At 67.3% G+C, this 11,843-nt stretch carries 10 protein-coding genes; 8 read left to right on the top strand and 2 right to left on the bottom strand.

The features are described from left to right. Nucleotides 1-222 precede the first annotated feature (222 nt). Nucleotides 223-1,017 carry an ABC transporter permease gene (locus C9E82_RS14105; RefSeq protein WP_119897170.1) on the bottom strand — a complete coding sequence of 265 codons (795 nt, stop codon included), beginning with the start codon at nt 1,015-1,017 and terminating at the stop codon, nt 223-225. Nucleotides 1,018-1,235: 218 nt separating this feature from the next. Here C9E82_RS14105 and cysQ point away from each other — a divergent pair, with 218 nt between their 5' ends. The 8 genes from cysQ (at nt 1,236) to C9E82_RS14145 (ending at nt 10,185) form a co-directional block, all read left to right on the top strand. Further along, entirely contained in the window at nt 1,236-2,033 is a 798-nt protein-coding gene (gene cysQ, locus C9E82_RS14110; RefSeq protein ID WP_170162014.1) for a 3'(2'),5'-bisphosphate nucleotidase CysQ, read from the top strand. 3 nt (nt 2,034-2,036) lie between these two features. Continuing rightward, nucleotides 2,037-2,837 carry a 3-deoxy-manno-octulosonate cytidylyltransferase gene (locus tag C9E82_RS14115; protein WP_119897151.1) on the top strand — a complete coding sequence of 267 codons (801 nt, stop codon included), beginning with the start codon at nt 2,037-2,039 and terminating at the stop codon, nt 2,835-2,837. A 188-nt stretch (nt 2,838-3,025) separates the two neighbouring features. Continuing rightward, nucleotides 3,026-3,922, top strand: coding sequence for a UTP--glucose-1-phosphate uridylyltransferase (locus tag C9E82_RS14120; RefSeq protein ID WP_119897152.1), 897 nt, complete (start codon nt 3,026-3,028; stop codon nt 3,920-3,922). A gap of 2 nt (nt 3,923-3,924) precedes the next feature. Further along, complete coding sequence (galE, locus tag C9E82_RS14125; protein WP_119897153.1) at nt 3,925-4,911, top strand: UDP-glucose 4-epimerase GalE; 987 nt, start codon at nt 3,925-3,927, stop codon at nt 4,909-4,911. Next, nucleotides 4,908-5,984 (top strand): glycosyltransferase family 2 protein, encoded by a 1,077-nt coding sequence (locus tag C9E82_RS14130; protein WP_119897154.1) that lies wholly within the window; start codon nt 4,908-4,910, stop codon nt 5,982-5,984. Before galE ends, C9E82_RS14130 begins: the two co-directional genes overlap by 4 nt. Nucleotides 5,985-6,053: 69 nt before the next feature. Beyond that, the gene (locus C9E82_RS14135) at nt 6,054-7,073 is read left to right on the top strand and encodes a glycosyltransferase family 2 protein (protein WP_420849804.1); all 1,020 of its coding nucleotides are present in this window, start codon (nt 6,054-6,056) and stop codon (nt 7,071-7,073) included. Then, nucleotides 7,070-8,791, top strand: coding sequence for a DUF5927 domain-containing protein (locus C9E82_RS14140; RefSeq protein ID WP_119897156.1), 1,722 nt, complete (start codon nt 7,070-7,072; stop codon nt 8,789-8,791). Before C9E82_RS14135 ends, C9E82_RS14140 begins: the two co-directional genes overlap by 4 nt. Next, nucleotides 8,788-10,185 carry a hypothetical protein gene (locus C9E82_RS14145; RefSeq protein ID WP_119897157.1) on the top strand — a complete coding sequence of 466 codons (1,398 nt, stop codon included), beginning with the start codon at nt 8,788-8,790 and terminating at the stop codon, nt 10,183-10,185. The genes C9E82_RS14140 and C9E82_RS14145 overlap by 4 nt, the downstream gene beginning before the upstream one ends. Nucleotides 10,186-10,282: 97 nt before the next feature. On the opposite strand, the gene C9E82_RS14150 is transcribed toward C9E82_RS14145, so the two are convergent. After that, on the bottom strand, nt 10,283-11,674 hold the full coding sequence (locus C9E82_RS14150) for a phosphohexomutase domain-containing protein (RefSeq protein WP_119897158.1): 1,392 nt from the start codon (nt 11,672-11,674) through the stop codon (nt 10,283-10,285). Nucleotides 11,675-11,843 lie beyond the last annotated feature (169 nt).

Here is an 11,843-nt window from a genome sequence, read left to right on the forward strand (position 1 = left end):
TATAACCTTTCTTGCGGCGATATTCCGGCCTTGGGTCCGTTATGGCCCCCGCGGCCGATCCCTTGCTGAGTTGGCCATTGCGAGAGTTCGCCCGGAATGAACCGGACGGCTTCGGGGGTGTATATAGGGATGCTTTCGGGCCCCGCAAGCGTCCCTAAGGGGCAAAATCGGTTGGCGATACGACGTATTTTCAGCAATCCGCCGCTTCCGGCCCGGCCGCGATCAGCTTGCCGCGCTCCAGCTGAGCGATTCGTATTTGCGGGTGGTGAAGTTGATCAGCAGCCCGATCATCAGCGCCGCAAGCGAGAACCACAGCGCATAGAGCGGGTCGGTCTTCTGCGGCGTGTAGTTGATGAAGGCGAAGCCGCGGGCCTGGTCGATGATGTGGAACAGCGGGTTCCACAGGAACCAGGGCAGCATGATGTTCGGCAGCACGTTGGCCACGAACATCTTGCCCGAGGCGAACATGTTGACGCGCTGATAGACCGTCGTCAGCAGCTTCGAGCCCTTCGGCGTCCAGGGCCGGATGCCCAGGAAGACCAGCCCCACGCAGGCGCCCGAGAACCAGGCCAGCAGCAGCATCAGCAGGCAGCCGATCGGATCCTCGATCTGCACCGGATTGACCAGCATGTGATAGCCCCACAGGATCGCCAGGATCGCCACCAGCTGCCGGTAGAGCACCGCCAGCGCCCCGGCCGCGATCAGGATCGCCGGGTTCAGCGGCTGGTGGCGGGTCAGGCCCGAGGCCAGGTTGTGGCTGGCCGAGACCGCCCCCACGGTCTGCACATGGGTCATGAACAGCATGATGCCGGACATGATGAACAGCATGAAATCGGCACGGATGGGCGAGCTGCGCACCCCGATCACCAGGTAGATGACCAGGAAGGCCATGATGAAGACGGCGGTCTGGGCGATGGTCAGCAGCAGCCCGATCACCGCGTTGCGATGCTCGGTCCGCAGGTTGTAGACGGTCTGGTGATAGATCAGCGCCAGCGTGGTGCCGGCGGCCTGGATCATGTTGCGGTTCTGGCGCTGCGAGAACAATCCGGCCCGGTCCCGATCTGGCCCCGTGGGGCGCTGGCTTGCATCCTGCCGGCAGGGTCCCGCAAACGGGGCCCGGCGGCGCTTCGACAGGCGGGTGCTTGCCCCATCCCTCTTGTCGCATCATAAGGAGGCCAGAGCCGTGACACAATCGGCGGATGCGGCGCGGGGCGCCTCAGCCAAGGGGAATCTTGATGCAATTTGACCGACTCACCGTCGAAATGCGCAGGCTGGCGCTTCAGGCCGGCGCCGAGATCATGCGGATCTACGAGGCCGAGGATTTCGACGTGCGGGCGAAATCGGACGACTCGCCCGTGACCGAGGCCGACGAGGCCGCCGATGCGCTGATCTCGGCCGGGCTGCGCGCGGCCTTCCCGGACATCCCGCTGGTGACCGAGGAACAGGCCGCGACCCATGACCAGGTGGCCGCGACCTTCCTGATCGTCGACCCGCTGGACGGCACCAAGGAATTCGTGCAGCGGCGCGGCGATTTCACCGTCAACATCGCCTATGTCGAAGACGGCGTGCCGCTGCGCGGCGTCGTCTATGCCCCGGCCAAGGGGCGGCTGTTCTATACCACCGCCGACGGCCGCTCGGTCGAGGAGCGCGGCCCCTTCGGCGAGCAGCCGGGCGAGACCCATCCCATCGGCGTCAACCCGACGCCGGACAATCGCGCGCTGATGGTCGTGGCCTCGAAATCGCATCGCGACCAGGCGACCGACGACTATATCGGCCGCTACGGGGTACGCGACATGACCAGCGCCGGATCGTCGCTGAAATTCTGCCTGGTCGCGACCGGCGAGGCGGATCTCTATCCCCGGCTGGGCCGGACGATGGAATGGGACACGGCGGCGGGCGACGCGGTGCTGCGCGGCGCCGGCGGAGAGGTGGTGCGCTTCGACGACCACACCCCGCTGGCCTATGGCAAGCCGGGTTTCGAGAACCCCTTCTTCATCGCCTTCGCGCCGGGCGTGCTGCTGGTCAAGGACTGACCCATGCCGGTCCTGCTGGTGATTCCCGCCCGCTATGCCTCCAGCCGCTATCCGGGCAAGCCGCTGGTCGAATTGCGCGGCGCCTCGGGGCAGGCGCGCAGCCTGATCCGGCGCAGCTGGGACGCGGCGATGGCGGTCTCGGGCGTGGACCGGGTGGTGGTCGCCACCGATGACGGGCGCATCCGCGACCACGCGGAAGGCTTCGGCGCCGAGGTGGTGATGACCGCCACCAGCTGCCGCAACGGCACCGAGCGTTGCGCCGAGGCCGTGGCCAACCTGGGCCTGTCGCCGGAAATCGTCGTGAACCTGCAGGGCGACGCGCCGCTGACCCCCGCCTGGTTCGTCGAGGATCTGGTGGCGGGGCTGCGCGCCGCGCCGGATGCCGATGTCGCCACGCCGGTGCTGCGCTGCTCGGGGCGGATGCGGGCCGACCTGATCGCCGATCGCATGGCGGGCCGGGTCGGCGGGACCACCGCGGTCTTCGGCCATGACGGCCGGGCGCTCTATTTCTCGAAGGAGGTGATTCCCTTCGCGGCGGGCGATTACGGCGACGACCAGCCCAGCCCGGTCTTCCACCATGTCGGCGTCTATGCCTATCGCCCCGGCGCGCTGGCCGAATATCCCGGCTGGGACGAGGGCCGGCTGGAACGGCTGGAAGGATTGGAGCAGCTGCGTTTCCTGGAACGGAACCGTTCGATTCTCTGCGTCGAGGTCGAGGCGCGCGGACGCCAATTCTGGGAACTCAACAATCCCGAGGACGTTCCACGTCTGGAAACAATGATGCGTGATATGAACCTGGACTAAGCAGGAAGCTGCTTCCTGCTGCTGCAAAATAGGCAAAATTCGTTCGATTCACGCCGGTGTCATGGCATAGTGCGACAGAGGCGAGTATTCTCTGACTTGCACATGGAGAATACATGCGGTCTGTAAGCCGCGCGGCGTCTTAATTGCTTGGATGCCAAGAACTTAACGGAAGGACGAAGGTGCCAGATATGAGTCGCAAGGTGACGAAGGCAATTTTTCCGGTGGCTGGTTTGGGGACGCGTTTTCTTCCCGCAACGAAAAGTATCCCGAAAGAAATCATGACGCTGGTGGATCGCCCGCTGATCCAATACGCGATCGACGAGGCGCGCGAGGCCGGAATCAAGGAGTTCATCTTCGTCACCTCGCGCGGCAAGGGCGCGCTGGAGGATTATTTCGACCACGCGCATGAACTGGAATCCAGCCTGAAGAAGGCCGGCAAGAACCAGCTTCTGGACATCCTGCGCGCCACCAACATGGAATCGGGCGCCATCGCCTATATCCGCCAGCACAAGGCGCTCGGCCTCGGCCACGCGGTCTGGTGCGCCCGCCGCCTGCTGGCCGATGACGAACCTTTCGCGGTGATCCTGACCGACGACGTCATCATGGGCGAGCCGCCCTGCCTGCAGCAGATGATCGAGGCCTATCGCGAGACCGGCGGCAGCATGGTCGCCACGATGGAGGTCGCGCCCGAGAAGGCCTCGGCCTATGGCGTGCTGGACGTGGCCGAGGACATGGGCGCCATCGTCCGCGCCAAGGGCATGGTCGAAAAGCCCGCCGCCGGCACCGCGCCCTCGAACCTGGCGGTGATCGGGCGCTATATCCTTGCGCCGACGGTCATGCAGAACCTGAACAAGCTGAAGCAGGGCTCGGGCGGCGAGATCCAGCTGACCGACGCCATCGCCGACGACATCCAGGCCGGGCGCGGCGTCTATGGCCTGCGCTTCCGCGGCCAGCGTTTCGACTGCGGCTCGAAGGCGGGCTTCCTGCAGGCGACCGTGGCCTTCGGCCTGGCGCGCGACGAGCTGAAGGAGGAATTCGCCGAATATCTGCATGATGTCATGGCGATGCGCCGGGCGGCCGAATAAGCATGGCTGACAAGGTATTGGTGACCGGCGGCGCCGGTTATATCGGCTCGCATGCCTGCAAGGCGCTGGCGGCGGCGGGCTACGTTCCGGTGACGCTGGACAACCTGTCCACCGGCTGGCGCGACGCGGTGAAGTTCGGCCCGCTGGTCGAGGCCGACCTGATGGACCGCGCCGCGCTGGATGCGGCCTTCGCCCAGCACAAGCCCGTCGCGGTCTTGCATTTCGCGGCGCTGAGCCAGGTGGGCGAAGCCATGGCCGAGCCGGGCAAATACTGGCGCAACAATGTCGCGGGATCGCTGAACCTGATCGAGGCGGCGGTGGCGGCGGGCTGCATGGATTTCGTCTTCAGCTCGACCTGCGCGACCTATGGCGACCGCGACGGCGAGGTGCTGGACGAGGACACCCCGCAGGCGCCGCTGAACGCCTATGGCGCCTCCAAGCGCGCGATCGAGGACATGCTGGTCGATTTCGAGGCCGCCCACGGGCTGCGCCACGTGATCTTCCGCTATTTCAACGTCGCGGGCGCCGACCCCGAGGCCGAGGTGGGCGAATTCCACCGCCCCGAGACCCATCTGATCCCGCTGATCCTGGATGCGGTGGATGGCAAGCGCGATGCGCTGACCATCCATGGCATCGACTATCCGACGCCGGACGGCACCTGCATCCGCGACTATGTCCATGTGATGGACCTGGTCGATGCGCATGTGAAGGGGCTGGAATGGCTGCGCGCGGGCAGGGGCAGCCGGGTGTTCTGCCTGGGCACGGGCGACGGCTTTTCCGTCCGCGAGGTGGTGGATGCGACGAAGCATGTCACCAACCGCGCCGTGCCGATGGTCGACGGGCCGCGCCGCGGCGGCGATGCCGTCAAGCTGGTCTGCGGCAGCAAGCGCGCCAAGGAGGAACTTGGCTGGCAGCCCGACCGCTCGACCATGAAGCAGATGATCGGCGACGCCTGGCGCTGGCACCAGTCCGGGCATTACGACAGGTGAGCCGGCCCGACCGGCGCGGCTGGCCCCGGCGGCTCTGGTCGGCATATCGGCTGCGCTGGAAGCGGCGCGAACTTCTGTGGCGCGCGATCCGTTCGGGTCGCGCGCTGTCGCCTGTCCGCGACCGGACGGCGGCGATCCGCAAGGGCGACATCCTGGCCTTTGTCTGCCTGCGCAACGAAGCCGAGCGGCTGCCAGAGTTCCTGGCCCATTACCGCGCGCTTGGCGTCGGGCATTTCCTGGTCGTGGACAATGACAGCGACGACGGCTCGGACCGGCTGCTGGCAGGGCAGCCGGACGTGTCGCTGTGGCGCACCGGCGCCTCCTATCGCGCCGCGCGCTTCGGGATGGACTGGCTGGGGGCGCTGCTGTTCCGCCATGGCCACGGGCATTGGTGCGTGACCGTCGATGCCGACGAATTGCTGGTCTATCCGGGCCACGATACGCGCGACCTGGCGGCGCTGACCGCGCATCTGGACGCGCGCGGCATCCGGGGCATGGGCGCGCTGATGCTGGACCTGTTCCCCGAGGGCCCGCTGGACCGCCCGGCCGAGGGGACGGTGCTGCAGCAGCTGCCCTTCTTCGATCCCGGCCCCTATCGCTGCCAGGTCATGCAGCCGCGCCGCAACCGCTGGGTGCAGGGCGGCACGCGCGAGCGCGTCTTCTTCGCCGACCGCCCGCAGCGCGCGCCGACGCTGAACAAGCTGCCGCTGATCCGCTGGCATCGCAGCCATGTCTATGTGAACTCGACCCATTCCATGCTGCCGCCGCGGATGAACGACCTGTGGGACGGGCCGGGCGATCCGCGCCTGTCGGGCGTGCTGCTGCACAGCAAGTTCCTGCCTTCCATCGCCGCGCGCTCGGCCGAGGAATTGCGCCGCCGCCAGCATTTCGCCGATCCCGACGCCTATGCGGGCTATCACCATGCGCTGACCCAGGCGCCGGTCCTGTGGCACGAGGGGGCGCTGCGCTATGAGGGCTGGCGGCAGATGGTCGATCTGGGGCTGATGGGGCAGGGGGACTGGATGGCGGAAGGGGGGCCTAAGACACGAAAACCCTTGCCAAATATCGCATAAACCCGCATGTCGGACAGCGATGAGCCGTGCCCGTGACCCTTGCCCGCCGGATGGAGCGCCGTGTCAGGATTGAAACGCCTTCCCATCTGGAAACGCCTGCGCAGGCGGGCCGAGCGGCAATGGCTGATCGCCCGTGCCGCGCGCCGCCGCAAGGTGCTGCATCCGGTCGCCGACCGCACCGGGCAGATCCGCAGCCGCGACATCCTGGCCTTCGTCACCCAGCGCAACGAGCGGATCCGCCTGCCCTGGTTCCTGAAGCATTACCGCGACCTGGGCGTCCAGCATTTCCTGTTCGTGGACAATGACAGCGACGACGGCAGCCTGGACTACCTGAAGGACCAGCCCGACGTGTCGGTCTGGTGGACCGATGCCGGCTACAAGCAGGCGCGCTTCGGCATGGACTGGATCAACTGGCTGCTGATGCGCCACGGCTCGGGCCATTGGTGCGTGACGGTCGATCCCGACGAATTCCTGATCTATCCGCATTGCGAGACGCGGCCCCTGCGGGCGCTGACCGACTGGCTGGACGGCTCGGGGCGGCGGTCGTTCTCGGCGATGCTGCTGGACATGTATCCCAAGGGCCCGATCGAGGCGCAGCCCTATCACGAGGGGCAGGACCCGTTCCAGATCGCCCGCTACTTCGATCCGGCGAACTACACGATCCGCAAGAACCCGAAATACGGCAACCTGTGGATCCAGGGCGGGCCGCGCACCCGCGCCTTCTTCGCCTACGACCCGCTGGCCGGGCCGGCGCTGAACAAGATCCCGCTGGTGAAATGGCACTGGCGCTATGCCTATGTCAGCTCGACCCACATGCTGCTGCCGCGCAGCCTGAACCTGACCTATGACGAGGACGGGGGCGAGCTGGCCTCGGGCTGCCTGTTGCACGCGAAGTTCCTGTCCAGCTTCTCGCAGAAGGCGGCCGAGGAGCTGGACCGCCGCCAGCACTATGCCAACAGCCAGGAATATCGGGCCTATCACGCCGGCTTGCAGGGCGAGGCCGATCTGTGGTGCCCCGAATCGCGCGAATACCAGGATTGGCAGCAGCTGGAGGAACTGGGGCTGATCTCTCGGGGGAACTGGGCATGAGCAGCGCGGATGAGGGGGCCGAGCAGATCCGGCTGGGCGTCGTGCTGCTGTGCCATGCCGACCTGGTGATGGCCGCGCGCATGGCCCGGATCTGGCTGGACGGCGGCGCCCGCGTGGCGATCCATGTCGATGCCAAGACCCCCCAGGCCGAGCTTGACGCGATGCAGCAGGCACTGGCCGATTGCGAGGGCGTGCTGTATTCGCCGCGCCATCGCTGCGACTGGGGGCGGTTCTCGCTGGTGCAGGCGACGCAGGACGCGGCCGAGATGCTGCTGGCCGCGCATCCCGATCTGACCCATGTCTACCTGGCCTCGGGCGCCTGCCTGCCGTTGCGCGACATCTCCGAACTGACCGCCTGGCTGGCCCGCGACCCGCAGCGCGACCATATCGAAAGCGTCAGCGCCCATGATGTCGGCTGGACCGTCGGCGGGCTGAACGAGGAACGTTTCAGCCTGTATTTCCCCTTCGACTGGCGCCGCCAGCGCAAGCTGTTCGACCGTTTCGTCGACCTGCAGCGGCGGCTGCGCATCCGGCGGCGGATGCCGCGCGGGCTGTCGCCGCATCTGGGCGCGCAATGGTGGTGCCTGACGGCCGCGACGCTGAGGGCGATCCTGGACGATCCGCGCCGGGCCGAGTTCGACCGCTTCTTCCGCAGCGTCTGGATCCCGGACGAAAGCTATTTCCAGACCCTGGTGCGCCGCCATTCGGTGCGGATCGAAAGCCGTTCGCTGACGCTGGCGAAATTCGACCACAAGGGCCGGCCCTATCAGCTGTATGACGACCATATCCGCATGCTGGAGGATTCGCGCTGCTTCGTGGCGCGCAAGGTCTGGCCGGGATCGTCGCGGCTGCTGACCCATTTCCCGCGCCCGGCCTCGGACCAGGCGCGGACGCTGCCGCCCGATCCGGTGCGGATCGAGAGGCTGATCAACCGCACCGTGCGGCGCCGGATCTATGGCCGGCCGGGCCTGCTGATGCAGAGCCGCTTTCCCCGCAAGGATGCCGAGAACGGCAAGACCTCGGCGCCCTATGCGGTGTTCCAGGGCCTGACCGACCTCTACCCCGATTTCGAATCCTGGCTGGCGCGGCATGTCTCGGGCGATGTCCACGGGCACCTGTTCGGCCCCGAAGAGGTCGAGTTCGCCGGCCGGGTGCGGGTCGGGCCGGGGGCGATCTCCTCCAGCGCCATCGTGCGCGACCACGATCCGCAGGGCTTCCTGACGGCGCTGATCCGCATCAGCCCGAAGATGCAGGTCTTCCAGTTCGGGCCGCGCGACAACCAGGCGCTGAACTGGTTCATGGCCACCGATCCCAACGCGCATATCTTCGTCGTCACCGGCGCCTGGATGCTGCCCCTGCTGCATTCCGGGATGCCCTTCGACGATGTCCGCCGGGTCGCGGCGACCCTGCAGCGGTCGGAACTGCACCAGCTGGACATCCTCAACTCCATCTGGGTCAAGGCGCGGGTGCATGTCTGGGACATGACCGATTTCCTGGCCCGGCCGCAGGCGCTGCTGGACAATGCCTTCTGGCAGATCGACCCCGATGCCGAACTGGTCCGCGACCTGCCCCCGATGCGCGACATGGCCGGGCTGGACCAGCTGCTGCGGCGGCTGCGCAATGCCGGCTTGCGCCCGCTTCTGACCGGTGATCTGAGCGGGCTTGCCCCGGTGCCCGACGGCGCGGCACCTCAAAGCGAAAGGAACGGCCCCCGATGAGCGATGCTTTCCGCAGCTTCGTGATCTTCGCCGAGATGCGCACCGGCTCGAACCTGCTGGAGGCGACGCTGAATGCCGTCAAGCGCGTCACCTGCTTCGGCGAGGCCTTCAACCCCTACATGATGGGCTGGCCCGACAAGGACGAATTGCAGGGCATCACCCGCGCCGAGCGCGAGGCCGACCCGATGCCGCTGTTGCGCAAGCTGACCGACAAGCCGGGGCACTTGCCGGGCTTTCGCTATTTCCACGACCACGACCCGCGGGTCTTCGACGCGATCATGCAGGATCGCGCCTGCGCCAAGATCGTGCTGACCCGCAATCCGCTGGACAGCTATGTCTCGACCCGGCTGGCCTGGGAGACGAACCAGTGGAAGCTGAACGAGACCGAGACCCCGATCCCCGCCGCCATCACCTATGACGGCGCCGAGTTCCGGCAGATGCTGTCGGCGATCGAGGAATTCCAGCTGCGGGTGATGCACGGGCTGCAGGCGACCGGGCAGACGGCGTTCTGGCTGGGATACGAGGACCTGCGCGACGCCGAGGTGATGACCGGCCTGCTGCACTGGCTGGGCCGGCGCGACGTCCAGCGGCTGGAGCCCGCCAGCGACCAGGTCCCGCAGAACCCCCGCGAACTGGCCCAGAAGGTGCGGAACTTCCCCCGGATGGAGAAGGACCTGCAGCAGCTGGACCCGTTCCAGCTGCGTCGCATCCCGAATTTCGAGCCCCGCCGCGGCCCGGCCGTGCCCAGCTTCCTGGCCGTCGAGGCCGGGGCCGGGCTGATCCACATGCCGGTCAAGGGCGGGCCGGCCGATCTGGTGGCGGGCTGGATGCGGGATCTGGGCGCGGTCTCGGGCGATTTCACCCAGTCCAGCCTGCGCCAGTGGAAGCGCGACCATCCCGGCCATCGCAGCTTCACCGTGCTGCGCCATCCGCTCTATCGCGCCTGGGACGCCTTCCTGCACCTGCTGGCCGCCGCCCGGCCCGAGATGCGGCAGCTGATGCGCGAGGTCCATCGCGTGCCGCTGCCCGAGGACGAGGCGCTGATGGATCTGTCGGATCAGGACAGCGCCCGGCTGTTCCATGATTTCCTGGGTTTCCTGCGCCGCAACCTCAACGGCCAGACGACGCTGCCGACCCATCCGGGCTGGGCCAGCCAGTCCGAGGTGCTGGCCGGTTTCGCCCGTTTCGCGGTCCCCGACCTGATCGCGCGCGAGGACCGGCTGGCCGAGGATCTGGCGGCGCTCTGCGCCTCGGCCGGGATCGTGGGGGACATCGCCGCCGGGCTTGCGCCCGAGCCGCAGCCGGACTTCCTGCGCGACCCGAAACTGGCCGCCGCCGCCCGCGCCGCCTATCTGCGCGACTATATCGCCTTCGGCTTCGACGACCCACGCTGAGACGGGCCACGCTGACAGGGGCCGCGCTAAGCCCGGCACCGGCCCGACGAGAAAGGGCGCCGCGGATCGCGACGCCCTTCATGGGTTTCGGGGGGGCTCAGCCCTTCAGCAGCGCCGCCAGCTCGGCCTGTTTCTCGGCCACCAGCGCGGGATCGCCATCGGCCTCGACATTCAGCCGCACGACCGGCTCGGTATTCGACTTGCGCAGGTTGAAGCGCCATTTACCGAAATCCAGCGACACGCCGTCCAGGTCGTCGCGCGAATTCGCCTTGTCGCCAAGCGTGGCGATGACCCGCTGGATCGAGGCGTCGGGGTCTGCCAGCTCGTAATTCGTCTCGCCCGAGGAGGGATAGAGCCGCATCCGTTCCGACAGCAGCTCGGCCAGCGTCTTGCCCTTGCGCGCCAGCAGTTCGACCACCAGCAGCCAGGGGATCATGCCGCTGTCGCAGTAATAGAAGTCGCGGAAATAGTGATGCGCCGACATCTCGCCGCCATAGATCGCGCCGACATCGCGCATCTTGCGCTTGATGAAGGCGTGGCCGGTCTTGCTGACCACGGCCTCGCCGCCCGCTTCGCCGATCATGGCGCGGGTGTTCATGATGACGCGCGGGTCGTGGACGACCTTCTCGCCCGGCGATTTTTCCAGGAAGGCGGCGCCCAGCAGCCCGACGATATATTCGCCGGGAATGAAGTCGCCCTTGTCGTCGAAGAAGAAGCAGCGGTCGAAATCGCCATCCCAGGCGACGCCCAGATCGGCGCCCTCGGCCCGGACGGCGTCCGAGGTGCGGGGCTGGTTTTCCGGCAGCAGCGGGTTCGGGATGCCGTTTGGGAAGCTGCTGTCCACGTCGTGATGCATCCGCACGAAGGTCAGCGGCGCGCCGCGGCGTTCCAGTTCGGCGGCGATGGCGTCGAAGGTCGGGCCGGCGGTGCCGTTGCCGGCATTGACCAGGATCTTCATCGGCTTCAGCGCCGCGACATCGACGAAATCGGCCATGGCGCTGGCATAGTCGGCGCGGGCATGGCGGTAATCGGTGACGCTGCCCTTCTTCGCGACCGGGGTGAATTCGCCCGATTGCGCCAGCTCCACGATCGGCGGCAGCTCGGTCGCCGGGTCCAGCGGGGCCGAGCCGCGCCCGACGATCTTCATGCCGTTGTAATTGATCGGGTTGTGCGAGGCAGTGACCTCGATCCCGCCATCGGTGTCCTGGAAGCCGGTGTGGAAATAGACCTCCTCGGTGCCCGCAAGGCCCAGGTCCAGCACATCGGTGCCGCCATCGGTCAGCCCCTCGATCAGGGCCTTGGCCAGTTCCGGCGAGGAGGCGCGGCTGTCGCGGCCGACCACGACCCGCTTCGCCTGCCGGGCCTCGGCGAAGGCGCGGCCGATCCGGTAGGCCACGTCGGGGTCGAGGTTCTTGCCCAACTCGCCCCGAACGTCATAGGCCTTGAAGCAGGTGATGGCACGCTGGCCAAGCCGGTCTTGTGCGTTCATGCGCGCAACTCCTCTACCGCGTTTCGCCTGTTGAGCGCTAGCATCTCCACGGGAAAACTCAAGGGCCTGCACGCCCGGCGCCGGCCCGACCGGCGGGTTCCGGCATCGCGCCCGCCGGCATCGTCCTTTGGGTTGAGGTGACGGACGCGCTGCGACAGGCTAAGGGAGA

It is taken from the genome of Paracoccus sigandri (assembly GCF_003709565.1).
Taxonomy (GTDB): Bacteria; Pseudomonadota; Alphaproteobacteria; order Rhodobacterales; family Rhodobacteraceae; genus Paracoccus; species Paracoccus siganidrum.

Coding starts and splice junctions, on each gene's coding strand:
- C9E82_RS14105 (WP_119897170.1), bottom strand. CDS start 1,017: ATGATCCAGGCCGCCGGCACCACGCTGGCGCTGATCTATCACCAGACC.
- cysQ (WP_170162014.1), top strand. CDS start 1,236: ATGCAATTTGACCGACTCACCGTCGAAATGCGCAGGCTGGCGCTTCAG.
- C9E82_RS14115 (WP_119897151.1), top strand. CDS start 2,037: ATGCCGGTCCTGCTGGTGATTCCCGCCCGCTATGCCTCCAGCCGCTAT.
- C9E82_RS14120 (WP_119897152.1), top strand. CDS start 3,026: ATGAGTCGCAAGGTGACGAAGGCAATTTTTCCGGTGGCTGGTTTGGGG.
- galE (WP_119897153.1), top strand. CDS start 3,925: ATGGCTGACAAGGTATTGGTGACCGGCGGCGCCGGTTATATCGGCTCG.
- C9E82_RS14140 (WP_119897156.1), top strand. CDS start 7,070: ATGAGCAGCGCGGATGAGGGGGCCGAGCAGATCCGGCTGGGCGTCGTG.
- C9E82_RS14145 (WP_119897157.1), top strand. CDS start 8,788: ATGAGCGATGCTTTCCGCAGCTTCGTGATCTTCGCCGAGATGCGCACC.
- C9E82_RS14150 (WP_119897158.1), bottom strand. CDS start 11,674: ATGAACGCACAAGACCGGCTTGGCCAGCGTGCCATCACCTGCTTCAAG.